This is a genomic window from Hymenobacter saemangeumensis (genome assembly GCF_039541835.1).
GTDB lineage: Bacteria > Bacteroidota > Bacteroidia > Cytophagales > Hymenobacteraceae > Hymenobacter > Hymenobacter saemangeumensis.
This window is the reverse complement of sequence record NZ_BAABGZ010000064.1, coordinates 24,507-47,502: the sequence shown is the minus strand read 5'-3', so window position 1 is coordinate 47,502 and position 22,996 is coordinate 24,507. Positions and strand designations below refer to the sequence as shown.

The following is a 22,996-nucleotide window of genomic DNA, read 5'->3' as shown; positions in this document are numbered from 1 at the left end:
CTCGTTCCCGCAAATCTTGTGAATACGCTTTCATGCCCGAAGGTAAGGCTGAATCATGTACACTAACCCCGAAACCGCTCTAATAAATGAGTTACCTCGACACCACCGCCGACGTGTACCGCCAGGCGGCCCAGGAGCCCCAGGTAGGGCTGTGCTGCACCACCAACCCCGTATGGCAGCTGCCCGGCCTGAGCATTCCCAAGCGCATGCTGCAGATGAACTACGGCTGCGGCAGCACCGTGAACCCGCGCGACCTGACCAACAGCCCCACCGTGATGTACGTAGGCGTGGGCGGCGGCATGGAGCTGCTGCAGTTTGCTTATTTCAGCCGCCGCCCCGGGGCCGTTATCGGCGTGGATGTAGTGGAGGAGATGCTCGACGCTTCCCGCGACAACATGGTAGAAGCCGAAGCCCAGAACGAGTGGTTTAGCCGCGACTTTATCGACCTGCGGGCCGGCGATGCCCTGCACCTGCCGGTAGCAGATGAAAGCGTGGACGTGGCCGCCCAGAACTGCCTGTTCAACATCTTCAAAACCGACGACCTGCGCCGGGCCCTGCAGGAAACTTACCGCGTGCTGCGGCCCCACGGCCGACTCGTGATGTCGGACCCCACCTGCGAGCAGCCCATGTCCGAGGAGCTGCGGGCCGACGAGCGGCTGCGGGCCCTTTGCCTCACCGGCTCCCTGCCCCTGCAGGAGTACCTGAACATGATTACCGAGGTGGGCTTCGGCACCGTGGAAGTGCGCGCCAAGCGGGCCTACCGCGTGCTCTCGCCCCAGCACTACGCCACCGATGAGCTGATTTACATTGAAAGCGTGGAGGTGTGCGCCATCAAAGACCCCATGCCGGCCGACGGGCCCTGCATCTTCACCGGCCGCACCGCCATCTACTACGGCAGCGAGGAGCTGTTCGACGACCACAAGGGCCACGTGCTGCTGCAAAACCAGCCCCTGGCCGTGTGCGACAAAACCGCCGATGCCCTGCTGGCCCTGGGCCGCAACGACATCTTCGTGTCGCCTTCCACCTATTTCTACGACGGTGGCGGCTGCTGCTAACGTTAAGGTACCGGCCCCGGAGTCTGCTCCGGGGCCGGTTTTTTATTGCCTGCCATGAAAATGCTTGCCGGTGTGGCCGCGCTGCTCTGCCTCAGTACTGCGCCTGCCCGGGCCCAGGGGAGCGTGCCGGCTGCCGAAACCCGGCGCTATGCCATTGAGGTAGCGGGTGTGCGCGTGGGCACCATGACGGCCACCCGCACGCCCCAGGCCGGTGGCACCGACGTGGTGTATTCCCTGGTTAGCGACGTGCAGGTGAACTTCCTGGTTTACCGCCTGAAAGTGTATTACCACGTGGTAAACCGCTTTCGCAACGGGCAGCTTATGCTCTCCACCGTAGACGCGCACACCAACCAGGGCGACTTTGCCTCCCGCGCCGAGTGGAAAGGCAAGCACTACGACATCGTGGCCCGGCAGTACAAGCACGAGTACAAGGCCACCGAAACCCAGCCCATCACCTTTGCCGTCACCAACCTGTTCTTTGGCGGGCCGGGGGCCAATGCCAAAGCCTACGCCGAGTACTTCGGCGACTACTTCACCCTGCACCCCGGGAAAAACGGCGTTTGCCTGGCCCGCCGCGACGGCCGCGAAGACGAGTACCGCTACGCCAACGGCCAGCTGGTCACCATCATCAAGAAGAACCCCCTCAAAAACTTCGTCATCCGCTGGCTGCCCGAGTCTTAATGAGTAATGGCGTTCAACGGACCATTAATCAGTAAACACCACTCATTAATAAACCTTCTCGCCGCGCCTGAGCCATACGCCCCAGGTGCGGGAATAGGCGTGCACTTTGGCCGTAGGGTGGCCATTGGCCCCCACGGTGGGCTGGCCTTCGTTTACCCACTCAAACAAGCCGCCGTAGAGGTTGCGCACATTGGTAAAGCCCGCCTGCTGCAGCTTTTCGCCCACTTTTTCGCTGCGGAAGCCCACCGAGCAGTACACCACGATGGGCGTATGGCGGGGCAGGTCCTGCACCCGGCTAAGTGAGAAGTCGTCGTAGCCCACCCAGCGCGCACCCCGCAGGTGGCTGACGGCGTATTCCGGGGCGGCCCGCGCGTCGAGCAGCACCGGGGCCGGCTGGGCTTTCAGGCCCTGCACGCTCACAAAAGGCACGCTGCCCTTCAGCAGGCTGCCCAGCATGGTATTGAACAAAGGGCTGCTCGTTTTGGGGGCCTCGGGCTGCTGGCCCTGGCAGGCCAGGGTGCCAAGCAGCAGGAGGGAGGCCAGCCAGGAGGTGGGGGTAGGCATAAGAAAGCAAGGCTTCGATGCACACAGAATGCGAGGTGTAAAGAAAAGCAGTGTGGCCTTTTAGGAAGAACCCCGCAGCATGCTTCGGGACAAGCTAAGCTCCTGCCCCTGCGTACAGCCCGGGCAGCACCTGCTCGCCAAACACCTCGATAAACCGCGTCTGTTCCCGGTTCACGTTGTGGAGCAGCAGCTGCTCGAAGCCCAGCTCCAGGTCTTGCTGCAGCCAGGCCAGGTGCTGCTGCGGGTCGGCGGAGGTGCGCACCATCTTTTCCACTTCAGCCAGGTCAACCAGCTCGCCAGCGGCGTCGAAGTCGGCGGGCATGCGCAGCTCGGTCAGCACCTGGTTGGGGAAGATGTTGTTGCGCCACTGCTCAACGGCGCCGGCGCGGGCGGCTTCCTGCGTTTCGGCGAAGGAGAGCTGCACCTTCAGGAACATGGGCTTGCCTTCGCCGCCCCCGGCCCGGAAAGCGTCGACCACCTGCCGCAGCTTGTCGGCGGGCTGGGAGATGGTAATCAGCGCATCGGCCCAGCCGCCCACCCAGCCGGCGGTGGGGGCCGTGACGGCGGCGCCCACCAGCAAAGGCGTTTGCCGGGGGCAGCTGTAAAGGCGGGCTTCGTCCACGGTCACCAGGCCCTGGTGGCTGACGGTTTCGCCGGCCCACAGCGCCCGGATGACGTCGACGCACTCTTTCAGGCGGGCGTTGCGCTCGGCCTTGGCCGGCCAGCGCTGCCCGGTGATGTGCTCATTCATCTGCTGCCCCGAGCCCAGGGCCAGCCAGAAACGCCCCGGAAACAGCTCGGCCAGGGTGGCCGCGGCCTGCGCAATGATGGCCGGGTGGTAGCGCTGCCCCGGCGCGTTCACCACCCCGAAGCTGAGGGAAGTAGCCTGCAGGGCCGCCCCCAGCCAGGCCCAGGCAAAGCCCGACTCGCCCTGCCGCTCGCTCCAGGGATGAAAATGGTCGGACGAAGTGCCCGCGGTGAAGCCGGCCTTGTCGGCCAGCTGGGCATAGCCGAGCAGGGTGCTGGGCGCAAACTGCTCGTGCGAGCAGTGGTAGCCAATTTTGAGCATCTATGAAAAGAAGACGGTTTGGGGTGAAGTCTTCTACGCGGCCCCTGGCCATGGGATTAGCAAGCGGCGCACAAAAAGGCGACTGTTCTGCTTACTTCGGTGCTACTGAAAAGCTGCTGCCGGTGAGCCGGCCGTACTTTGCGCCTATGTCCGACTTTCGTTTGCGCGTATTCGGGGCCGTGGCCCGGCACCTGAGCTTTACCCGGGCGGCTCAGGAGCTGTTTATCTCCCAGCCGGCTGTTACCAAGCACATTCACGAGCTGGAAAAGCAGTACGGCCTGCGCCTGCTGGTGCGCCAGGGCAACCGTGTGGCCCTCACCGAGGCCGGGCACCTGCTGCAGGCCCATGCCGCCGCCGTGGCCAGCGCCGCCCAGCAGCTCGACGAGCAGCTGCAGGCCCTGCGCGACCCCCAGGAAACCGCCGGCCGCCTGCGCCTGGGCGCCAGCACCACCCTGAATCAGTACGTGCTGCCGCGTATTCTGCCCGTTTTTCAGCAGCGCTTCCCCAACGTGGCCCTCACCCTGCGTAACGCCAACTCCGAGCACATCGCCGAAGCCCTGCTGCGCGGCGACCTCGACCTGGGCTTCGTGGAAGGCCGCTCGCGCTCCCGCGACCTGCACTACGAGCTGCTGCTGCCCGACAAGCTGGTAGCCGTGCGGGCCGCGACGGCCGCCGGCCCCGCTCCCCTGTCGCTGGACGAGGCCCTGGCCCACCCGCTGGTGCTGCGCGAACGGGGCTCGGGCACGCTGGAAGTGCTGGAGTTTGCCCTGCGCGAGCTGAAAATCAAGCTTTCTACACTGCAGGTGGCTTTTTATTTCGACAACACCGAAGCCATCAAAGGCTACCTGGCGGCAGCGCCGGGCGCCCTCGGCTTTGTCTCGCGGCGGGCCCTGGACCGCGAGCTGACGGCCGGGCGCCTGGAAATAGTGCCCATCACCGGCCTGCACCTGGCCCGGCAGTTTGAGGCCGTTTGGGTGCAGGGCCAACCTTTGTCCCGGCCAGCTCAGCGCTTTCTAAGCTTCGTACAGGCCGAGCTGAACCCGCCGATATAACTTTCGGTTATTTGCAATCAGTTTTTTGAATAACCCTTTGGCAAGCGGGCCTCGTAATTTTGAGCTGGAATTAACCTGCCGGCTCCATGCACCCTCCCCTTGCTTTTGTAACTGCCGCGCCACCGGCTTCTGCTCCGGTAACCAAGCCGGAGGTAGCAGGTCAGGGCTCGGGGGAGCCGCGCCGGAGCCGGCTGCCGCAGGTCCTGTTTTGCCTCTTGCTCCTGTTTTGTCTCACGCCCTGGGCCTCGCCGCCCCTGGCGCTGGCGCTGGGCCTGGTGCTGGCGCAAACCGTAGGCAACCCCTTCCCCGCGCGCACTAAGGCCGCCACGGCCAAGCTGCTGCAGTACTCGGTTATCGGGCTGGGCTTTGGCATGAATGCCCAGGCCGCTGTGCAGGCCGGCTCCCAGGGCTTTCTGTTCACAGTAGCCTCTATTGCCGGTACCCTGCTGCTGGGCTTTCTGGTGGGCCGCTGGCTGGGCCTGCAGCCGCGCCTCACCCACCTGATTTCCAGCGGCACCGCTATTTGTGGGGGCAGCGCCATTGCGGCGGTGGGGCCGGTGCTCGGCGCCAAAGACGAGGAAATGTCGGTGGCCCTGGGCACGGTGTTCGTGCTCAACGCTGTGGCCCTGTTTGCCTTTCCGCCCCTGGGGCACTGGCTGCAGCTCAGCCAGCAGCAGTTTGGCCTCTGGTGCGCCATTGCTATACACGACACCAGCTCGGTGGTGGGTGCCGCCGCCGCCTACGGCGACCAGGCCCTGCAGGTAGCCACCACCGTGAAGCTGGCCCGCGCCCTCTGGATTATTCCCGTGGCGTTTGGTACGGCCGTGCTGTTTCGCCAGAAAGACGTGAAGGTGAAGATTCCCTACTTCATCCTGGGCTTTGTGGCCGCCATGCTGATTAACACCTACCTGCCAGGTGCTCAGGCCGTGGGCCCGGTGCTGGTGCGACTGGCCAAAGTAGGCCTCACGGTTACGCTGTTCCTAATTGGCGCGGGGCTGTCGATGCAGGCCATCAAAACGGTAGGCGCCCGCCCTTTTCTGCTGGGACTGCTGCTGTGGGTGGTGATTTCCACGGTTTCGCTGCTGGTTATCCGGCAGGCCTTGTAAATAGCTTGCCGCCTGGGCTGCTCCGACTGCATGGAGCAGTTACGGAGTCGCTGTATCGTAGCGCGAACTTTCAGTCCGCGGGTAAGCAGGTTCGACGAGCATTTCAGCAAGTTCTCCATTCAACGAGCAAAGCCGGAGTGCAGGCTTCCGCCAAAACGTACAGCCGCTACGGGCCAGTGATTCCGGCTGCCCCCGGCGCTGGCTCGCCGCAAGCCGCCTGAGGTGGGGAAAGCCCGGTGGTAGCCCAACGCAAAAAAACCGGCCATAGTCGGCCGGGCTTTGCATGCAATGTGGTAAATATGCCGTGAGTGGCGCTTGCTCTCCGGCGCCCGACGCAGCGCTACGAAAGTTAGATGCCCGACTCCAGGTCCAGCTGCAGGCCGGCGCCAAAGCCCAGGCCTGGGATGTAGCAGACCAGGTCAACCGTTACCATGCCGTTGCCGGGTACTGTCACGGTGCGCAGGTTTTTCCGCTGCGGTCCCAGGGGGCTGGGGGTGCTGCTGCCCCTGGGGGTGTATTCGCTGTTGTAGAGCGTTACCTGGTGCAGCTGCGAGGTAGTCGCATAGTTCCCGTTGAGGAACGTCTGCACCGGCGAATCAAACAGTATGGAGCTGGTGGTGGAGCCGATGGGGTTGGCACCCAGTGAAATGCGCACGTTTTTCTGAGTCGCGTTCGGGTTGCGCAAAATCAGCTTGACGTTGTACTTGTGGCCGTATCCGGCCCAGGTGCGGGTCGACGACTGCAGCCGCATGGAGTAGGGGGCGCTTTGGTCCTGGTAATACACGGTGGAGCCCGTGGCAATGGGCTTGCGGTTGTTGGTGTTGAAGCACAGGCCCATGTAGCTGGTGGTGGCCGGCAGCGTCACGTTCACATCCCCGGAGTTATACGCCGAGTTGGAGGCAATGCCGGCTTCACGGCCGTAAGCCTCCCCCGACTCGTCCAGGATAATCCTCGGCTCATCGTGGATGGTTGGGGCCTGCTGCCCGTTGCTACCAGTGGCAAACGTCACGGCTTTGGTCAGGCTGCCGTCGGAGGTAGCTACCGACGAGAAGAAGGCGCCGCCGCCGTCCACCAGTAGCTCGTAGCGGCCTTCGGTGGCGTAGGCCGGCTGGTAAGCCGGCTTGGCCGGAAGCAGCACCTTGGCAATCTCCACCGCCTTGTTGGGCTGAATGGTAACGTTTATCTGGCTCAGGTCCACGTTCAGCCAGGCTTGCGAGCACAGGTACCAGGCGCTTTTCACAGCCGGGTCGCTCTCATTATAGCGCCATTTGTTGTTGGCGAACATCCGGCCTTTGCCCGTAATGGTGATGGGGTTGGGGCTGGGGTTGCTGGCAATGATGTGAATGTAAAGATTGCGGCTAGTGGTCGGCGACCCGGTGTTGCTGACTTCCCCCGAGTAATTGAGGTGCGAGAGGTAGAGCGCTACCGGCCCCGAGAGGGGGGTGGCCGTGCCGCCGCGCTGCGGGGCATTATTGCCATTGGTCATCATCCAGCCTTCGCCGGTAATAGCCTCGGGGTTGTTGCTTTTCCAGAACTGTGGCCCCTCCAGGCCACCGGTACCGATGACGTCGTACATCCCGGGCAGGTTGCGTAGGTCGGCGGGTGCCACTATCGCGCTGCTGCTGAGGGTGCCACCGGTCCAGGCCAGGCCCGCATGGGCATATTGGGTGGAGCTCACGCCCTGGGGCCGTACCACTTCATCAAAGGAAGGCGCGCAGCCAGCCAATAGCAAAGCACTTAGGGCACATAGAGACCCTATAACAGAAAACTGCATTTTTTTAGGTTGAAAATTGGTTAAACGTTTATTTGGTTGCGTGTTGCGCGAAAGCGTTGATGGTTCGCCGCCCACCGGCACACAGCTCATTTCCTCAGTCACCACCGACCGGGTTTTTATGCGGACGCCGTTGCAGTAAAAAGCCAGAAGGTAAGTGTCGGCGGGAAGTCTGAGCGAGCTGGTGTTGTAAGTAAAGCTGTAGTTTTCAGCAGATTGCAGCACCGCAGGCCGTGCCGTATGCCATACCCAACCCAGCAGATTGCATAGCACCACTTCGGTCGTGGCAGGCTCGGATAAGCAGTAGCTTACCCGGAGCAGGGCGCTCGTGTCGGACAGTATGGTCAGCTGCCGAACCGGTCCGGCAACGGGAACAATCTTCATGAAGGCCTATACTGGCAGCGGCGAACAGTGCCGGAAACGAAAGCCATCTGACGCAACAGGTGGCGCCGCCTGTACACGTCCACGTCTTATGTTTTAAAGGCCAGGAGCGTTTAAAAAAAAACTACTTGACTTTCAGGTCTATGTGGGTGCGCACCGGCTTGTGTTCTGGAAAAGCCTTACCACATGAGTACTCGCTGGCAAGCTGATTAACTCAAGCAGCGACAACGGGCGCCAGCTGATTGGGTAGCAGCCCGGAGGGAAGGCTGCGCGTGGCCCAGCAGGTCGCGCACTTATACCTACATGCTGCCGGCCTCAGGCAGCACGTAATCAAGCCGAAAAAGCCTCAGGGCAGGATAGGGCAGCAGAACTAGCGGGAGGGTTAAAGACGTGGCCGCCGGACGATTCATAAGCTTACTATTGACAAGCATGCGCAAACCAGAGGCTCATGCCAAGGGATTCCAAGCGCTTAGCAGGTAGACCAGCGCAGACGGCTTTTTCATCGGGCGACCAGTAAATAATTGAATGATGCTGCAAAGGTCCTTGCGTATCCGCTACTTACCTAGCGCCCCCTCTGCTCACTTGGACCAACGACGCCGGCAGAAGGACCAACGACAAAATTGTTCTGACAGCGGACCTTCGCCGTTGTAGTCACCGAGGCTATGCCGGCTGGCAGCCTCGTTCTAGAGCAGCTCGTTTTTAAATTCAAAGCGCCGCGTCGGAGCACTCTCTGCCCCCACTGCTACTGCTGGTCCGAGTGTGCAGCTCACGCAGCGCCGCCTAGTTGGTTCTACTTGCAAGCGAAGAAAGATACTGGATGCCGTGGGAGGTGGCATGTTGTTAGAATCACTCCGCACGTCGTTTGCCGCGCTTTTCAGGTCGTTGGTCCAAATTGGACTTTCCAGCCATGTATTTGTGAATTACCAACGGGTAGCTTTGCCTGAAAGTGATTTAAATAATAGCACCTACGCTTCTGGGAGTCGATGCACCGCGGCGATTGCGCCTCGCCTGCTGCACCTAGCCTAGCCCGGTGGCCTATTGGCAGTGATGCACAAAGTAGGTTTCCAAGTCCCTGGACCATTTTGATTTTCAGTTACCACTTTTTCAACCTCCTTTCCTAATACCATCATGCCTACCCCCCTCAAATCGGCAGCCTGCTGCCTTCTGGCCGCAACAGCCCTCTTCATCGCTTCTTGCCAGAAAAAACAAGTGGAGCCTTCCACGCCGGAGCCCATCAGCGACGCGGTTCGCGCCCAGATTAAAGCACTGGGCTACAGTACTGTCGATTTACGGCGTACCGAAGGCGGCTACGTAGTGGAAAACGATATTTTTCTGACGCCGGAGGACTTAATGGCCGCACCGGACGGAATAAAACTGCGGGTGGGCGAAGAGGAGCACTACCGCACCAACGCCCTGGTTACCGGGTTGCCCCGCCAGATAACCATCAGCATGGACGTGGCCAACTTCCCCGCCTCCTATCAGCGCGGGCTCGACGAAGCGGTGCGCCGCTACAATGCCGAAAACCTGCGCGTTACGTTCCGGCGCGTCACGTCGGGGGGCATGATTAAGGTGTACAAGTGGAGCGAGACGGGCGCCGTCGCGAGCTTCCCGAGCTGGGGCAACCCGGGCGGCGTCATCAAAATAAACCCGGCTTCGCTGGGCAACATCAACAGCGTGAATTACGCGGCAACGGTTATCGCGCACGAGATAGGGCATTGCATCGGCTTCCGGCACACCGACTACGCCACGCGCCAGAGCTGCGGCAGCGGGCCCGGCGAACGCGGCGGCTGGGAAGGCGCCCTGCACATCCCCGGCACGCCCACGGGCTCGGATGCCAAGTCCTGGATGCTGGCCTGCATGGACGGCGGCGACCGGCCCTTTACCGGCAACGACAAAATAGCATTGAGACAGATGTACTAAGTCAGTAGTCAGAAGTAAGTAGTGATAAGCAAGAGCTTGGCTGGCTGACTTTCGGATTGCAGAAAGCGCGTTTCTTCTTCTTGCTTTTAACTGAGTACTTGGTGCTGGCATGGCTCCCAAATTGGAGCCCGGCGGCACTGCAGTACCCTGCTACCGCACCAAGCGGACAGGTGAGGAGTTCTGCTTCGGTTCCTTCGCTACTCAGGTGGGGCCGAAGCAGTGACGTAGCAAGCAGGGCGTATCACATATAGCAGGTCGTATGCTGGTTGCACCTGTGCAAGGCGTCTTGTTTCTTCCTAATGCTCGCCCATAAGCGGGTATATGGTCAGAAGTTCGACCTGCTGAGCTTGCTCTCGTGCAAGGCGCCTAGTTCAAACCTTGTTGGCAGCGGCCGGAGACTGGCGGTACATAAGCGTGGAAAAGCGCGGCTCGTCTTCGGCTCATTATCCAGTAATGATTGTCGTCCGGCAAAGTGCCCCGTAAAACGAAAAAGCCCTTCCCGATACCGGGAAGGGCTTTTCTGTGGAGATGCAGGGTGTCGCACTTTTCCGGCTGTACCGGAATCAGGCGGCAAAACGCACCAAGGCGGGGCGAATCTCGACGGGTTTGGGCGTGCAGGCTCCGCTCTGGCCCGCTGGGGCAGGGGCGGGGCTGGGTGCATTTTCGGCCATTGCACCCACTTGCGCCCAGGCATCGAGCAGCAGCGGGCCGTAGCGTTCTACCCGGTCGTAGCCGTAGACGCTCGCGCCGGCCAAGTGGCCCAGCGCGACCTCCTTTAAATTCTGGTCACCGCCCGAACCCAGCAACACCAGCTCGGCGCCGGTGTGCCGCGGCGTGTGCGTGGTGATGACCTGCCACAGGGGCCGGGGCTCCTCGACCGGCTCGCCCTTTTTGAAGCGCACCCGTAGGAACGTGCGGTCGAGGCCGGCCAGCTGCGCCAGCTCCTTGAGGTACTGGTTGCGGTTCTGCTGCGCGATGACGGGCACCTTGCCTTGCCAGGCCTGCCAGATGCTGGCGGCGAGTGGGGGCAGCGGGAACCGTACCTGGTCGCCGGTTTTTTTCTGGTGAAAGGCCAGCAGCTGCACCGGGCCCCGCCCGGGCAGGTGCTCGGTGGTGACGTGGTGGGGCTGGATGCGGCGCAGGTCGGAGTCGCGGATGAGCATCTGTGTTTGAAACAGCAGCCGCTCTCGCTCCCGGATGAGGTAGCCCTGGGTGCGTGGGTTCAGGTCGAGGGTGCGGATAGCGTCGAGCTCTTCCGGGCGCAGGGTGGCCGCCCGGCCAAAGCGTACGCGCATCGTCATCCACGACGGAATGTGCTGCTCGCTGATGCGGTGGCAGATGCGCAGGAAGCGCACGTGCTGCACCACGGTCGTATCGGCCAGGCCCTTGCCCTGCAGGTAGCCGATGTACTTCAGAAACTCGGCCCGGGTGAGCTGGGCCAGGGTCAGGTGCGGGTTGTAGCGGGCCAGGTGCTCGACGACTTGCTTGTAGCGGCGCAACGCATCCTTCGTCGAGTGCGGGTGCTCGGCCTGCCATTGCTCGTACAACTGGGCAAAGGTGCGCGGGGCAGGGGCGGCCACGGGCGCAACCGCCGCGGCCTTGCGTTTGGCTGGCAGGGTAAGGGCTGTGAGTTGCTCGGGGGCCACGTCCTGGCCCAGCGCGTCGGCCAGTTTGAACACGTCGAGGGCGCTGGACAGCAGGTCGGCCAGCTTGCCGTTGAGGTCGGAGCTGTTCAGGTCTTTGCTCACCCACCGGCCGGGCTTGGCATCGGGGTTGAAGTGGGCGGGCAGGCAGCGCACGCCGGTGGCCAGCTTCACCCGCTGCTGGCCCCAGGTCACGTCGAGCAGCACCCGGCACCGGCCGTCGGCCAGCGGCCGGCTGGTGAGTTGGCGAAAGGTAAACCCGGGCATGGCTAGTAGATTTCCGGCGCCCGGTCCAGGCGCAGCACTTTCCAGATGCCTTTGATTTCGCCGCGCTGGGCCACCTTCATGCCGCCCTTCTTTTCATTGTCGCTCCACAGCTCCAGGTAGTGCTTGGTGCGCAGGTGATTGGTCTTAATCCGCTTCACCACCAGGTAGCCGGCGTAGCTCACCACATACACGCGGTCGGACTGGTACTCCCAGTCACCTTCGTTGACCGGCTCGGCGATGATGCGCTGGCCATGGTGCACGGTGGGCTCCATGCTGTCACCATTGACTTCGAACACCCAGCACTTCTCCAGGCGCTGCAGGTCATCATTAGGCTGAATCGGCACCGCGATGGTATCGAACTCATCCGGATTCGGGGAGTCGCCCATCTCGGCAAAGGTGGCGCGGGCGACTATGGGCACGAACCGCAGGTGGGCGTACATCTGGGGCACTGCTGGGCCGAGTGGAATAGCGGTATTGGTGATTTTGGGTTTTTCCTGTTCGCCGCCCCCTTTACCCATAAGAGTGTCAACGTCCGTGTCAAGCGCCTCTGCAAGTTTTTTAAGCACCTTATAAGAGGGGATGTTCTTCCCGTTCTCATAAAGTGAAACAGCGGCTCTACTCACTCCAATCAGCTCTGCAAGCTGCGTCTGGTTGAGGTTTTTTTCCTTCCGTAGAGATTCCAGTTTCATAGCAAAGTCGGCCGAAAGTGTCATTAAACTTGCATTTAATTTTAATTTGCTAGGAAAATCAGCAAATGTTACTTTTTTGTGTTGAGTAAGCTTGACAATGCTGAACAAACTTGCGTACCTTTGGAATGTCAAGTAAATGACAAGCCAAATGTAAGTAAAGTAACTCGACATGCAAGCAAAAAAAACAGAATTGGCAAAGCTGCTCCCCTATGGGGGCATCTCCAGCATTGCCAAAAAACTGGGTATATCCCGCCAGGCCGTCAGTGATGCACTTGCTGCAGGCCGTCCCGGTAACCGGGTAGTAATCGAGGCATTAAGGATGGCCAAGGAATCGGGCAGCCTTGAAGCTGCGCAGTCGCTGGCCTCCCTTCAGCCCTCTGCCTAATGGAACGCGCAGCCATCTCCCTCCAACTCGACTTCGGGCAAGTGCTGAACGTCTCGCTTTCCTCCGAGGCAGAGTTGCAGCTACTCACAGCTGCGGCCTGCCGGTTTGCCGATGCAAAAGCCGAGGCCGAAGTGCTGGGCCGCACCTACCACATGGGCACCAAGCCCACGCCCGGGCTCGACTACGATGACCGGCTCTGGATGCGCATTACGGGCCACAGCGTGGATACGCTCTATAAGTACCTGGCGCTGCCCGTGCGCGACGGGGGCCTGCGCCATAAGCGGCTGGGCAATAAGTACCTGGTGACGGAGGAAGATATCCTGGAATTTCTCGGCAGCCGCCGCAAGCTCGCCGCCTGATGCGCCGCCTGCTCCGCCGAGGCCTGGGCCTGACCCTGCTGTTCTGGCTTCTCTCCAACTGCTCCTTTCAACTCCCTTAATCATTCACCCTCACTCCATTTCACACATGGCAAAAGGACAATCCCTCCAGGTACAACCTGCTGCGCAGGAAGGCCTCTTCGACATCGAAAACGGCATCCAGGCGGCCCATGCCGTGCTGGAAGATGCCGCCAAACAGGCCGGCTATGGGCAAGCCCTCATCTGCATCTACGCCTGCGGCTTCGCCCTGGGCTTCGAGCTGCAACTCTTTCCGGCGCCGGCCACCAAAACCCCGGGCACCCCGACCGACAATTTCGGCGCGTGGGTGAATGCATGTACCGCCTGGCTCGCTGCCAACCCCTGCGCGAGCTACGCCAACGCTGCCCGGCTATGAAAGTGCCCGCCTGCTCCCTGCGCTGCAAGCTCTCCGAGCTGCCCGCGAAGGCTGCCTCAGTAGCCGAGAAAAAGCCCGCCGAGCGCGCCGAAACGGCTTACGCGCTGGCCTGCCTGCTGCTGCTAGCAGCCCTTCCCTACCTCCACTAGCATAAAAAAGCCCGCCGTGTTCACACCACGGCGGGCAGAGTTCAACCGAAGTCAAACCCCTTAATCATCACAAAGGTATGGCAACCGCCACGAATAAACCCACCAAGACCACCGCAACCGATTCGAAGGCTCCCGCTCCGGTGAAGCAGAAAGTCGAGAGCTACGACATCAGCCGCTCGAATGAGACGCTGGACCTGGCCAAAGACCTCGCCAAGTTCATCAAGGACAACAAGCTCAGCACCACGGTGCAGGGCAAAGAGTTTGTCAACGTGGAAGGGTGGCAATACGCCGGCTCCCGCCTGGGCATTGTGCCCGTGGTCGAGCACGTCATCAACGTCGGCAACGACCAGGAGCTGAAGTACCAGGCCAAGGTAACGCTGTGGGACATGCGCTCCCAGCACACCGTAGGCGCTGGCTTCGCCGTCTGCTCGAATAAGGAGAGCGGCAAGAAGTTCTACCAGGAATTTGCCATCATGAGCATGGCCCAGACACGGGCCATCGGCAAAGCCTACCGCAACATCCTGGCCTGGATTATCCGTGCCGCCGGCTACGAGCCTACCCCGGCCGAGGAGATGGACTACAACACCAACATGCCCGCTGCGGCCCCGGCCCCGGCTGTTGCAGTAGCAGCGGCAGTGCCCGCCATGCAGGTAGTTCCTGCTGAGGCTGAAGCTGCCAAAGCGCCGGCCGTGAAGTACGCCACGTCGGCACAGAAAGAGGAAATCATCCGGCTGCTCAACAACCCGGTGATTACGCGGGGCGAGAAGACGAAAATGCTGCTCAACATCAGCAAACTGGACGAGGAGCGGGCGGCGCAGGCTATTACCAAGCTGCGCAAAGCCATTGACGAGCGGGAGAACGGCACTCCCAGCGCTGCCTAAGGTGAACACGGCTCCCTCTTCGGCCCGGGTTGCCAAGCCAACCGACCTCATTCCGAAATGCTTCGTGTCCGACCCGACCTACTGCCTGCTCTGGTGGCTGCGCAACCCGTTGCTGGTGTACCACTACCCCAACCGGATGGCAGCGACGGAGGCCCTGGTGCCGGGCATGAGCCTCGACGAGCGCCGGAAGAAAATCTGGGCCCTGCGCGGTGCCCGCAACAAGGCCCGGGCTACCAAGCCCAGCCCGCCGGAGCCCAGCGACGAAACCCCGAACGGGCTGCCGCGCATGCCCTGGGCACAGTTCGCCGAGCTGCTGGATGAAATCGAGGACAAAGCCGAGCGCGATGACGTGCGGGCCTTTGCCCGGCGCCACACCGAGTATGAGCTGCCCTGGCTGGCCGAGCAACTGCGCTTCGCCCTGCAGGCCCGCACCCAGGAGCTGGCCACCAGCCCCGAATACCAGCATTAATCCCAACCGGCCCCGCCGGTAGGGCGGGGCCTTTTCCCCCTTAAAAACATGGCTAAGACCATCACCACCGAACCTGTTTCTAAACCCAAAACCCACAAGGCCGCTGCCCAGCAGCCGGCCACTATGGCAACGGGTCCCCTCGATGCCAACAGCCACCCCCTGGCAAAAGGCGACCTGGTGCGGGTGCTGCACCCGACCAGCCTCTACACCGGTCAGACCGGCAGCATCGTTGAGATTCACCGCCCCGGCGACAACGCGGCCATGGCCACGGTTGACTTTGGCTCGACGGAGAAAGAGGAGCGCCGTTCAGGCTTCCTGACCCGCAGCCTGGAGTTTGTCGCCCGGCCCGTTGCCTGGCTCGACAGCACCGGCCAGGCGCTGGGCGAAGGCGACTTGGTGAAAGTGTTGCCCGATGTAAGCAGCCGCCTGTCGGGCAAGCTGGCCAACGTATTAGGCAACTACGATGCGGATTCCAAAAGTGTGGAAATCCTCGTGCTGGCCACCGAGGCGACGACGCGCATTCTGCCGTGCTACCTGGAAAAGCAAGGAGTTCCCGCTCTGTCCGAGCATTCCTTGCCGCAACCCGAGCCAAAGGGGGGCGTTGCTTCCGAATATGCAGCACCCGTCCTGTCAGCCCATGCCTTGAATGTGCTCAGCATTCTCGATGCCGTAGGGGGCGAATGCCCGACTGGCAACCTGCGCACAGCTGACGTAGCTATTGCCGAGCTAAAGGCTGCTGGAATGGTAAATGAAGGCCCAGGCACCTACTATCTGACGCCGACCGGTCGCCTAGCTGTACCTGCCGATGTCAAGGAGGAAGCGCCGGCAGCCCAGCAGGAAGCTGCTGCGGTGGCCACGCCCTCGGCCGAGCTGCGCAATATTCCGTTGTCAACCATTACCGTTACCCGCAACACGCGCAAGGTGTTCGACGAGGCCGCCCTGCAGGAACTGGCGGAGAGCATCAAGGCCCAGGGCGTAATTCAGCCCATCGTTGTGCGGCCGAACCTTGCCCGGCCCGTTGGCAGCATTCACCACTACGAGCTAGTGGCCGGCGAACGTCGGTACCGGGCGGCGAAGCTGGCAGGCCTTGACGAGATTCCAGCCACCGTGCGGCACAACATGGACGACCGTTCCTTCCTGGAAGTGCAGCTGCTGGAGAACCTGCAGCGCGTGGATGTTCGACCTGCCGATGAAGCGCAGGCCTTTGCTGAACTGCTCGGCAAGGATTTCACCGCCGAGGAAATTGCGCTGAAGGTCGGCAAGCCGGTGAAGTTCGTGCTGCAACGGGCGAAGCTGGCTGCCCTGGCTCCCGTCTGGTTGAAGGCCTTGGAGGAAGAGCGGTTGCCGCTGGTAGCCGCTCACGAATTGGCCCGCCTCCCGGCGCATGTGCAGGTCGAGGCCAAGCGCATGAGCGAAAGTTGGTACGGGGGAGATAACGTTGTGTATGATGCCGGCCGGCTGATTGACATCATCCGCCGCAATGTGCTGCGGCAGTTGGCCCAAGCCCCGTTTCCGACCGAGGACGCGACCCTCTGCCCCGTGGCAGGGTCCTGCATGACGTGCCCCAAGCGCAGCGGCGCCCATCAGCAGCTGTTTGACGAGCCGGCATTCGCCGCCAAAGACCAATGCCTCGATGCCAAATGCTACGCCAGCAAGGTGGAAGCCATCACCGAGCGCCACATTGCCCGGCTGACCCAGGAGCTTGGTAAAGCCCCGCTGCTGCTGGCCTGCGACGAAAAAGTGCGCCAAGCACGCGGCGCCTTCCGCACCTACGAGTTTCACGAGCAGGGCGAGAAGGCCAAAAACGTCGTGCAGGCCGTGCACCTCGACGGCTCCAAAGCCGGCCTGGTGGTGTGGGGTAAGCCTTACGATTATGCTAAACAGGCAGCAGATAATCCCGAAGCCGAGAAGGCACGACTCAAAGCCGAGCGCGAGGCCAATATTCGCAAGAACCGCCTGAAGCGCCAGGTAAACGAGTTGTTGGCCGAACGGCTGCGCGATGCCTTTGCGTCGGATTTGGAGGATACTGGACTCGAGGCCGGCGGTGCCCCCGTGGCCCATGCGCTGCTCAACGACTTTCTCGAAAGCGCCCTGCTGTGGGGCCGCAGCTGCACCACCAAAGGCACGGTTGCGTACCTGGTGAAGCAGTACGGCTGGCAGGAGCCCACCGAGAAAGACCTGGACAACAGCCTGCGCAAAGACGACGAAGGGGGCTACACGGCTTCGCACCACCGCGATTACCTGCGCCGGCAGTTGCAGGCCATGCCCCGCCTGGGCGACAAGTTCCTGCTCTTTTTTGACCTCAAATTCCGCGACGGGTTGGATGCCACCGAGCCGGGTAACCAGCAGCTGCACCTGCTCAAGGTGCTGCCAGCCGATTACCAAGGCATGGCCGGTGTCGAGCACGTGGCGGAAAAGATGGTTGAGGAGCGGTACTACTCGACCTATCGCAACGGAAAGAAGGGAGGGACCAAGTAATGGCAACGCCCCCTCCCTCGGCGTACTTCCTGCTCACGACCAACCTGAGTCGTGGGCAGGACGATGCCACCGCCAAAAAACGCGCCTGCACCTGGAAGCGGGAGTACTTCCGCCTCGATGGCGCGACGGGCCTGCTGCTCTCGGTCAATGAATACGAGGACGGCCTGCTCTACATGTCCACCGCGGCCCCGCTGCCGGTACCGGTGCAGGCCCAGCCCAGCACCGCCGCCGTCTACGAAGCCGCCGAAGAGCGGTACCTGGCCTACGCGAAGAAGAAGCGGGAACAGGAGCGCAAGGAGAAAGAAGCCCTGCGGCTGCTGCGCGACGGTATGAAGCGGCACGAGCACGCCAGCGAGGAGGCCGGTGCTGCCGACCGCCAGCCGGCTCCAGTACCGGCTCCGGCCCTGGTAGTCGACGAGCAGCCCCAGCCCGTGGCCGGGCAGCTGCTCGACACCTTCACCGTCATCGACCTGGAATTCCAGGGTTCCGACCTGCTGGAGCTGGCGGCCATCCGCTACGAGGCCTGGCAGCCCGTGGGCGAGTACGTCAGCTTCGTGCAGTTCCGGGGCCAGGTGTACTCGGCCGTCACCCAGCTCACGGGCATTACCGGCCTGCACGTCTACAACGCCACGCCCGAGAAGCAGGTGCTGCAGCAGTTTAAGAAGCTGGCCGGCGACTCGCTGCTGGTGTGCCACAACATCTCGGCCGACCGCCGGGTATTGGAGGCCGCCCGGGCCCGGCAGGGCGCTACCTCCGAGCTGCCCAACCCCTGGCTCTGCACGCTGGCCCTGGCCCGCAAGCGCCTGCCCAAGGGCCAGAAGTGTGGCCTGAGCGAGCTATGCCATCATTTCCACATCAAAGCCCGCGGCGCCCACCGGGCCAAGCGCGATGTCGAGATGTGCTACCAGGTGCTGCGCCACCTGCACCAGCAGCAGCCAGTGACCAAGGGCGACCTGCACGGCGCGCCCAAGCCCGGCAAAGGAAAATCCACCGTGGCCGGCCCTGGCCTGCTATTCGAAGCCGCATGAGAGCTGCCCATGCCCCCGCCCTAATGGCCGCCACCGCCGGCGGCACTGCACCCGCTTCTGCCCCTCGTATGTCTGTCACCTCGCACGACCTCTTTATTCCCGAATGGATTCTCAACCTCTCCGTAGGTTGGGATGCTCGGCTCGTGCTGGCCGAGGTGCTCAACCTCTACAAATGCAAAGGCCAGGTCTGGGCCGAAGACGACTACTTCGTTGACCGGCTCCGACTCTCCAAGCGCAGTGTTGGCCGCGCAATGAAGGAGCTGGAAGTGGCCCAGGTGCTGTATCGGGACACCAAGCAAAATCGCAAACACAAGCGACTGCTTACGCCCTCATTCGACGGCAAACCAGTTGCGCATCTGGCGGCCGACCTCTTGCCAGATTGGCAAGAGCCTATTGCCAATCTGGCAAGAGGTTATAGCCAGGATGGCAAGAGCCTGTTGCCAAATGGGCAAGAGCCTATTGCCAATTTGGCAAGCATAAATAAGAACTTAATAGATAAGGGAAATACAAACCAAACAAATTCGCGGGCGGGCGAAAATTTTTCTTCCCTTTCTCAAAGTTCAGTTACTGCCCCCAACCCCGTTGCGGCGCCCCCTTCCCCGGCCGCGCCGGCAGCGGTGGCCCTCTGCCTGGAGCCGGGCACGCCGGAGAGCCGGGCCCTGGCCGCTGAGATGGCCGAGTACTGGCACATCCGGGAGGGCAAGGACGCCCGGCGGTGGGCCCAGTTCGCCACCTTCACCCGCACCCTGGCCGCCCAAGGCCGGCTCGACGAAGTGCGCGAACAGTTTGCCGCCTACAAGGCCTTCCGGGAAATACGCGGCTTCCAGCGCCACGGCATCGACAAAATCCTGGGCAGTGAAGGCCTGGGCTACACCAACAGCGCCCTGCTGCACGAAGGCAGCTGGGTGGCCCAGCTCGAAGAGGCCCAGACCGCGGCCAAAACCAAGCCCTCGTTTGGGCCCGCCCCTTCGGCTGAGAAGTCCTCTGCCGCCCCCTCCAACCGCAAACAGACCTGGAAGTAATGGCCACTGCCACCAAACCCAATACCGTGGGCCACGTCCCACCCCATGCCGCCGAGCTGGAAAAGGCCGTGCTCGGCGCGGCCATGCTCGAGGAGCGGGCCACCCGCACCGTGCTGGCCACCTTTCAAGACGAAAAGGCCTTCTACGACCTGGCGCATCAGCACATTTTCCGCGCCATGCGGGCCCTGGCCAGCGCCGGCAAAGCCATCGACAGCCTGACCGTCGTGGCCCAGCTGCGCGAACTGGGCGTACTCGAGCGCGTCGGCGGGGCCGCCTACGTGGCCGGCCTGACGCTGCGCGTGAACTCGTCGGCCAACCTGGAAACGCACTGCCGCATTGTGCAGCAGTACTACCTGCGCCGCACGGTCATCAACCTAGGCCTGCGCCTGAGCCAGCACGGCTACGACGAGGCGGCCGACCCGCTCGACCTGCTGAGCGAGGCGCAGCTGGGCCTCAACAACGTGCACCGTAGTGTGGAGGGCCGGCCGGTGCAATCGGCCGCCGGCGTCTACGATGCCGTGTTTGCCCAGCTGCTGGCTGCCGTCGAAAACCCAGGCCTGACCGGCATCCCGACCGGCATCCGGGAGCTGAACACCGCCACCGGCGGCTGGCAGGACTCCGACCTGGTGATTATGGCCGCGCGGCCCGGCATGGGCAAAACGGCGGCCATGCTGCACCACGCCCGCACGGCCGCCCTCGACCACGGCAAGGCCGTGGCCATCTTTTCGATGGAGATGCCGACCGAGCAGCTCATCACCCGCATGATTGCCAGCGAAACCGGCGAGTACACCAATGCCGAGCTGCGGCACGGCAAGCTGCGGGGCGGGGCCGAGGAAGTCGGCCGGTTGCGCACGCTGGCCGAGCGCCTGCGCACCGACAAGCTGCTCATCGACGACACCCCGGGCCTGCACATTGCCCAGCTGCGGGCCAAAGCCGCCCGCCTCAAGGCCGAGCACGACATTGCCCTGGTGCTGGTGGACTACATCCAGCTGATGAAGGGCGAGGCCAAGGGCAGCCGCGAGCAGGAAATCGGCAGCATCAGCCGCGGCCTCAAAGAGATGGCCAAGGAGCTGAACGTGCCCGTCATCGCCTTGGCCCAGCTGAGCCGCGACGTGGAGAAAAGGGGAGGGGAGCACCGCCCCAAGCTCAGCGACCTGCGCGAATCGGGCAGCATCGAGCAGGATGCCGACCTTATCATCTTCCTCTGGCGGGGCGAGTACTACGACATCACCGAGTACAGCGACGGCGCATCCACTGCCAACACCATCCTCTACGACCTGGCCAAGCACCGCAGCGGCGCGCAGGGCGAAGTCATCACCGGCTGCACCATGCACAACGGGCGGTTTTTCGACCTGGGCAGCGCCGATGCCGAGTACGCCAGCCTGCAGGTGGGCCCGACCCAGTTGGGGGCGCTGCCGGCTTCCAAGTTTGATGAACCCGACAACGACCTGCCGTTCTGATGGAAGCCTACTCCGACCACATGAAGGCCTCCGTCATCAAAATGCTGCGCGAGTCCAGCCCGGAGGAGCTGGCGTGCCTGCAGGCCTACTTCGAAATCCGCCGCGGCCCCGGCTATGACTTGCTCCTCGAGGAGATGACGCGCCGCGGCCTGCGCCCCTCCACCATTTCCCAACCCCATAAGCCCCGCGTGGGCACCCTTACCCATGGCTAACCTAACTACAACAATTACCCCCATGACCGAGGAGCGTCGGGCTGAAATCACGGCCTGCCGCGCTGCCAGCACTCCCGGCCGCTGGTATTGGGATATTCGTCCTCGGTCGAACTCTGTGAGCCTGCTTAGCGCGAATCACTCAACCGTCTTAGATGCTACCCGCTGGGGATTCGGTGGCGCAACTATCCGAATGATTGATGCGCAAAATCACTGGCTGGTTTCAGGCATTCACGAAGATGCCGAGCCGCACCCGGGCAGGAAGCATCATGCCGGCTGGACCCTAACCTCCCGCCGCCCTGATGCGGTGTTCATTGCCAACGCCGGCGTTTTCGTCGATGAGCTGCTCGAAGAGGTGGCGCGCCTGCAGGCGGAGAATAACCGGCTGGAAAACGAAGCGCAGCAGTACGTCAGGGGTGCTCAGAAGCTGGCGCAGCGGTTCACGGATAAGCCGGCATTTAGCGAGTACTACGATGCCGCCGGCAACTGCCACCGGTGCGGCCGATTCTTCACCGTTTGCAATGGCTGCCATGAGTAATACCACTTTTTCCGAAAAACAACTAGCCGCAGCACTGCAAGAGTGCGAAGATTACCAGGTATCGACTGGTACCGGCAGCCCCAGCGACCGGCAAGTTGCCGAGGCCAACCTGGCCGCTTATGCCTCGTGGGCCATTCCCGAGCTGGTTGAATACGCCCGGCGACTTGAGGAGCGCCGGCAGTACGGGGCTGACCTCATCAACGACCTGAAGCTGGAGGCTGAGCAGGCCGATGCTCATACGAAGCAGGTGGAGCAGCAGCTGGTGAACGTCATGCGGGCCGTCACCCAGATAAGGCAGCTGGCTTCGGGTAGTGCCCCGCATTGTATCAACCTGGAAACCATCGACCGGCTGCTGGCCGGCATTCAGCTTGCCGAGGCCCCGGTGGTGCAGGTGTTCCCGCCGGCCTGCCCCCGCTGCAATGAGCGCCCCAGCCGCTGCCTGTGCACCATCTCTTCCCACGCCTCCAACTAACAACCCTTTACCATCAACCATCTCATGCAACCAGAAACCCACACCACCAACCCCGAAACCACTGTAACCGAGCAGTGGGCCATTCTTGAAATCATGGGCCACGAACGCCTCGCCGGCAAAGTCTCCACCGCCCTGGTAGCCGGCGCCCAGCTGGTGCAGGTCGATGTACCCGCCTCGGAGCAACTGCCCGCCTTCACCCGCCTGCTCAGCCCCACGGCGCTGTTTTCGCTTACCCCGGTACCGGAAGCCGTGGCCCGCGTGGTAGCTGGCAACCTGCAGAAGACGGCCGTCAGCGGCATCCCGGCCTACGGCTACACCCTGGCCCAGCAAACGACGATGCGCCAGGCCCTGGGCTTACCCGCCCCGGCCCCGGCCCCGGCCCGCTCCTATGACGAGGAGGAGGAGCATGACGGCAACTACGACCGGCCCTACTAGCCCATGAGCGGCCTACGCCTCCACACCAATTCTTTCTTCAACCAAAAATTTTACAACCCTAAGCCCATGTCACCCGCCCAAGAACAAGCCCGCCAAGAGTACGTGCTCAACATTCTATCCCACTACGGAACGCCCCCGGCTGGGCACTTGCACGTTGTTCGCGAAGTCGCCCACGGTGTTGAACCTGTCCATACAATCGAAGCCATCGACCCCGATTTTCAACACGAGAATACCGTCCTCATGCTCATCCCGGAGTACGGAGATTTTCTGGACGGGCAGTGCTACGACGCGCAGGGCTACGAGGTGTTTGCCGATTGATGACCCCGCCCAAACCCGCCCGGTACCACCACGCGCCGGCCCAGCTCGACCCGAGTCGCCGGCGCGTGGTCATCGACCTGCCGGCCGAGCAACTGCAGCAGCTGCTCGACTTTCTCAAAGAAGAATTAAAAGCCAAGCCTTACGGCTAAGTCACCGGGCGGCATCCGACGCCGCAAATGCCCC

Annotated in this window: 26 protein-coding genes and 1 pseudogene; 21 read left to right on the top strand and 6 right to left on the bottom strand. The window is 62.4% G+C overall.

What is annotated here, in order from left to right:
- The first annotated feature begins 86 nt into the window (after positions 1-86).
- Positions 87-1,055, top strand: a complete 969-nt coding sequence (gene arsM / locus ABD919_RS15395; RefSeq protein WP_345236921.1) for an arsenosugar biosynthesis arsenite methyltransferase ArsM — start codon at positions 87-89, stop codon at positions 1,053-1,055.
- Positions 1,056-1,109: 54 nt separating this feature from the next.
- On the top strand, positions 1,110-1,736 hold the full coding sequence (locus ABD919_RS15390; protein WP_345236920.1) for a DUF6134 family protein: 627 nt from the start codon (positions 1,110-1,112) through the stop codon (positions 1,734-1,736).
- Between the two features lie 45 nt (positions 1,737-1,781).
- On the opposite strand, the gene ABD919_RS15385 is transcribed toward ABD919_RS15390, so the two are convergent.
- Both ABD919_RS15385 and ABD919_RS15380 read right to left on the bottom strand, forming a co-directional pair.
- On the bottom strand, positions 1,782-2,300 hold the full coding sequence (locus ABD919_RS15385) for a rhodanese-like domain-containing protein (protein ID WP_345236919.1): 519 nt from the start codon (positions 2,298-2,300) through the stop codon (positions 1,782-1,784).
- A 94-nt stretch (positions 2,301-2,394) separates the two neighbouring features.
- Positions 2,395-3,369: a TIGR03885 family FMN-dependent LLM class oxidoreductase gene (locus ABD919_RS15380; protein ID WP_345236918.1), complete on the bottom strand. Its 975-nt coding sequence runs from the start codon at positions 3,367-3,369 to the stop codon at positions 2,395-2,397.
- A 146-nt stretch (positions 3,370-3,515) separates the two neighbouring features.
- Here ABD919_RS15380 and ABD919_RS15375 point away from each other — a divergent pair, with 146 nt between their 5' ends.
- Entirely contained in the window at positions 3,516-4,421 is a 906-nt protein-coding gene (locus tag ABD919_RS15375; RefSeq protein WP_345236917.1) for a LysR substrate-binding domain-containing protein, read from the top strand.
- Between the two features lie 86 nt (positions 4,422-4,507).
- Positions 4,508-5,527 carry a YeiH family protein gene (locus ABD919_RS15370; RefSeq protein ID WP_345236916.1) on the top strand — a complete coding sequence of 340 codons (1,020 nt, stop codon included), beginning with the start codon at positions 4,508-4,510 and terminating at the stop codon, positions 5,525-5,527.
- A 349-nt stretch (positions 5,528-5,876) separates the two neighbouring features.
- Here the strand turns inward: ABD919_RS15370 and ABD919_RS15365 are convergent, their stop codons facing one another.
- Positions 5,877-7,253, bottom strand: a complete 1,377-nt coding sequence (locus ABD919_RS15365) for a DUF3370 family protein (RefSeq protein WP_345236915.1) — start codon at positions 7,251-7,253, stop codon at positions 5,877-5,879.
- Positions 7,254-8,807: 1,554 nt separating this feature from the next.
- Here ABD919_RS15365 and ABD919_RS15360 point away from each other — a divergent pair.
- Positions 8,808-9,599: a M57 family metalloprotease gene (locus ABD919_RS15360; protein WP_345236914.1), complete on the top strand. Its 792-nt coding sequence runs from the start codon at positions 8,808-8,810 to the stop codon at positions 9,597-9,599.
- A 563-nt stretch (positions 9,600-10,162) separates the two neighbouring features.
- Here the strand turns inward: ABD919_RS15360 and ABD919_RS15355 are convergent.
- The 3 genes and pseudogenes from ABD919_RS15355 to ABD919_RS24005 all read right to left on the bottom strand — a co-directional run.
- Positions 10,163-11,509, bottom strand: coding sequence for a phage integrase SAM-like domain-containing protein (locus ABD919_RS15355; protein WP_345236913.1), 1,347 nt, complete (start codon positions 11,507-11,509; stop codon positions 10,163-10,165).
- A 2-nt stretch (positions 11,510-11,511) separates the two neighbouring features.
- Positions 11,512-12,027, bottom strand: coding sequence for a S24 family peptidase (locus tag ABD919_RS15350; protein WP_345236912.1), 516 nt, complete (start codon positions 12,025-12,027; stop codon positions 11,512-11,514).
- A 9-nt stretch (positions 12,028-12,036) separates the two neighbouring features.
- A pseudogene (locus ABD919_RS24005) lies at positions 12,037-12,198 on the bottom strand (helix-turn-helix domain-containing protein); the annotation flags it as partial.
- 169 nt (positions 12,199-12,367) lie between these two features.
- Here ABD919_RS24005 and ABD919_RS15345 point away from each other — a divergent pair.
- From ABD919_RS15345 to ABD919_RS15270, 16 genes are all read left to right on the top strand, one after another.
- Positions 12,368-12,583 carry a hypothetical protein gene (locus ABD919_RS15345; protein ID WP_345236911.1) on the top strand — a complete coding sequence of 72 codons (216 nt, stop codon included), beginning with the start codon at positions 12,368-12,370 and terminating at the stop codon, positions 12,581-12,583.
- Positions 12,583-12,942 carry a helix-turn-helix domain-containing protein gene (locus ABD919_RS15340; protein WP_345236910.1) on the top strand — a complete coding sequence of 120 codons (360 nt, stop codon included), beginning with the start codon at positions 12,583-12,585 and terminating at the stop codon, positions 12,940-12,942. Before ABD919_RS15345 ends, ABD919_RS15340 begins: the two co-directional genes overlap by 1 nt.
- Before the next feature lie 106 nt (positions 12,943-13,048).
- A complete protein-coding gene (locus ABD919_RS15335) occupies positions 13,049-13,354 on the top strand; it encodes a hypothetical protein (RefSeq protein ID WP_345236909.1) in 306 nt (101 codons plus the stop codon).
- Positions 13,351-13,503, top strand: coding sequence for a hypothetical protein (locus tag ABD919_RS15330; RefSeq protein WP_345236908.1), 153 nt, complete (start codon positions 13,351-13,353; stop codon positions 13,501-13,503). Before ABD919_RS15335 ends, ABD919_RS15330 begins: the two co-directional genes overlap by 4 nt.
- Positions 13,504-13,580: 77 nt before the next feature.
- Positions 13,581-14,384 carry a hypothetical protein gene (locus ABD919_RS15325; RefSeq protein ID WP_345236907.1) on the top strand — a complete coding sequence of 268 codons (804 nt, stop codon included), beginning with the start codon at positions 13,581-13,583 and terminating at the stop codon, positions 14,382-14,384.
- Position 14,385: 1 nt separating this feature from the next.
- Positions 14,386-14,853, top strand: a complete 468-nt coding sequence (locus ABD919_RS15320; protein ID WP_345236906.1) for a hypothetical protein — start codon at positions 14,386-14,388, stop codon at positions 14,851-14,853.
- 48 nt (positions 14,854-14,901) lie between these two features.
- Positions 14,902-17,331 (top strand): ParB/RepB/Spo0J family partition protein, encoded by a 2,430-nt coding sequence (locus ABD919_RS15315; RefSeq protein ID WP_345236905.1) that lies wholly within the window; start codon positions 14,902-14,904, stop codon positions 17,329-17,331.
- Positions 17,331-18,359, top strand: a complete 1,029-nt coding sequence (locus tag ABD919_RS15310) for a 3'-5' exonuclease (protein WP_345236904.1) — start codon at positions 17,331-17,333, stop codon at positions 18,357-18,359. Before ABD919_RS15315 ends, ABD919_RS15310 begins: the two co-directional genes overlap by 1 nt.
- The gene (locus ABD919_RS15305; RefSeq protein WP_345236903.1) at positions 18,356-19,381 is read left to right on the top strand and encodes a hypothetical protein; all 1,026 of its coding nucleotides are present in this window, start codon (positions 18,356-18,358) and stop codon (positions 19,379-19,381) included. The genes ABD919_RS15310 and ABD919_RS15305 overlap by 4 nt, the downstream gene beginning before the upstream one ends.
- Positions 19,381-20,841 (top strand): replicative DNA helicase, encoded by a 1,461-nt coding sequence (gene dnaB, locus ABD919_RS15300; RefSeq protein ID WP_345236902.1) that lies wholly within the window; start codon positions 19,381-19,383, stop codon positions 20,839-20,841. Before ABD919_RS15305 ends, dnaB begins: the two co-directional genes overlap by 1 nt.
- Positions 20,841-21,053: a hypothetical protein gene (locus tag ABD919_RS15295; RefSeq protein WP_345236901.1), complete on the top strand. Its 213-nt coding sequence runs from the start codon at positions 20,841-20,843 to the stop codon at positions 21,051-21,053. Before dnaB ends, ABD919_RS15295 begins: the two co-directional genes overlap by 1 nt.
- 22 nt (positions 21,054-21,075) lie before the next feature.
- Positions 21,076-21,588, top strand: a complete 513-nt coding sequence (locus ABD919_RS15290; protein ID WP_345236900.1) for a hypothetical protein — start codon at positions 21,076-21,078, stop codon at positions 21,586-21,588.
- Entirely contained in the window at positions 21,581-22,060 is a 480-nt protein-coding gene (locus ABD919_RS15285) for a hypothetical protein (RefSeq protein WP_345236899.1), read from the top strand. Before ABD919_RS15290 ends, ABD919_RS15285 begins: the two co-directional genes overlap by 8 nt.
- A 24-nt stretch (positions 22,061-22,084) precedes the next feature.
- A complete protein-coding gene (locus ABD919_RS15280) occupies positions 22,085-22,495 on the top strand; it encodes a hypothetical protein (protein WP_345236898.1) in 411 nt (136 codons plus the stop codon).
- 66 nt (positions 22,496-22,561) lie between these two features.
- Entirely contained in the window at positions 22,562-22,813 is a 252-nt protein-coding gene (locus ABD919_RS15275) for a hypothetical protein (RefSeq protein WP_345236897.1), read from the top strand.
- Entirely contained in the window at positions 22,813-22,962 is a 150-nt protein-coding gene (locus ABD919_RS15270) for a hypothetical protein (protein ID WP_345236896.1), read from the top strand. The genes ABD919_RS15275 and ABD919_RS15270 overlap by 1 nt, the downstream gene beginning before the upstream one ends.
- Positions 22,963-22,996 lie beyond the last annotated feature (34 nt).

Excerpts from the sequence above, each read along its gene's own strand:
- ABD919_RS15345 (WP_345236911.1), top strand. The coding sequence starts at position 12,368 with ATGCAAGCAAAAAAAACAGAATTGGCAAAGCTGCTCCCCTATGGGGGC.
- ABD919_RS15290 (WP_345236900.1), top strand. The coding sequence starts at position 21,076 with ATGACCGAGGAGCGTCGGGCTGAAATCACGGCCTGCCGCGCTGCCAGC.
- ABD919_RS15355 (WP_345236913.1), bottom strand. The coding sequence starts at position 11,509 with ATGCCCGGGTTTACCTTTCGCCAACTCACCAGCCGGCCGCTGGCCGAC.
- ABD919_RS15340 (WP_345236910.1), top strand. The coding sequence starts at position 12,583 with ATGGAACGCGCAGCCATCTCCCTCCAACTCGACTTCGGGCAAGTGCTG.
- ABD919_RS15330 (WP_345236908.1), top strand. The coding sequence starts at position 13,351 with ATGAAAGTGCCCGCCTGCTCCCTGCGCTGCAAGCTCTCCGAGCTGCCC.
- ABD919_RS15390 (WP_345236920.1), top strand. The coding sequence starts at position 1,110 with ATGAAAATGCTTGCCGGTGTGGCCGCGCTGCTCTGCCTCAGTACTGCG.
- arsM (WP_345236921.1), top strand. The coding sequence starts at position 87 with ATGAGTTACCTCGACACCACCGCCGACGTGTACCGCCAGGCGGCCCAG.
- ABD919_RS15280 (WP_345236898.1), top strand. The coding sequence starts at position 22,085 with ATGCAACCAGAAACCCACACCACCAACCCCGAAACCACTGTAACCGAG.
- ABD919_RS15385 (WP_345236919.1), bottom strand. The coding sequence starts at position 2,300 with ATGCCTACCCCCACCTCCTGGCTGGCCTCCCTCCTGCTGCTTGGCACC.
- ABD919_RS15335 (WP_345236909.1), top strand. The coding sequence starts at position 13,049 with ATGGCAAAAGGACAATCCCTCCAGGTACAACCTGCTGCGCAGGAAGGC.
- ABD919_RS15360 (WP_345236914.1), top strand. The coding sequence starts at position 8,808 with ATGCCTACCCCCCTCAAATCGGCAGCCTGCTGCCTTCTGGCCGCAACA.
- ABD919_RS15380 (WP_345236918.1), bottom strand. The coding sequence starts at position 3,369 with ATGCTCAAAATTGGCTACCACTGCTCGCACGAGCAGTTTGCGCCCAGC.
- ABD919_RS15370 (WP_345236916.1), top strand. The coding sequence starts at position 4,508 with ATGCACCCTCCCCTTGCTTTTGTAACTGCCGCGCCACCGGCTTCTGCT.
- ABD919_RS15295 (WP_345236901.1), top strand. The coding sequence starts at position 20,841 with ATGGAAGCCTACTCCGACCACATGAAGGCCTCCGTCATCAAAATGCTG.
- ABD919_RS15325 (WP_345236907.1), top strand. The coding sequence starts at position 13,581 with ATGGCAACCGCCACGAATAAACCCACCAAGACCACCGCAACCGATTCG.
- ABD919_RS15315 (WP_345236905.1), top strand. The coding sequence starts at position 14,902 with ATGGCTAAGACCATCACCACCGAACCTGTTTCTAAACCCAAAACCCAC.
- dnaB (WP_345236902.1), top strand. The coding sequence starts at position 19,381 with ATGGCCACTGCCACCAAACCCAATACCGTGGGCCACGTCCCACCCCAT.
- ABD919_RS15310 (WP_345236904.1), top strand. The coding sequence starts at position 17,331 with ATGGCAACGCCCCCTCCCTCGGCGTACTTCCTGCTCACGACCAACCTG.
- ABD919_RS15270 (WP_345236896.1), top strand. The coding sequence starts at position 22,813 with ATGACCCCGCCCAAACCCGCCCGGTACCACCACGCGCCGGCCCAGCTC.
- ABD919_RS15375 (WP_345236917.1), top strand. The coding sequence starts at position 3,516 with ATGTCCGACTTTCGTTTGCGCGTATTCGGGGCCGTGGCCCGGCACCTG.
- ABD919_RS15305 (WP_345236903.1), top strand. The coding sequence starts at position 18,356 with ATGAGAGCTGCCCATGCCCCCGCCCTAATGGCCGCCACCGCCGGCGGC.
- ABD919_RS15285 (WP_345236899.1), top strand. The coding sequence starts at position 21,581 with ATGAGTAATACCACTTTTTCCGAAAAACAACTAGCCGCAGCACTGCAA.
- ABD919_RS15350 (WP_345236912.1), bottom strand. The coding sequence starts at position 12,027 with ATGGGTAAAGGGGGCGGCGAACAGGAAAAACCCAAAATCACCAATACC.
- ABD919_RS15275 (WP_345236897.1), top strand. The coding sequence starts at position 22,562 with ATGTCACCCGCCCAAGAACAAGCCCGCCAAGAGTACGTGCTCAACATT.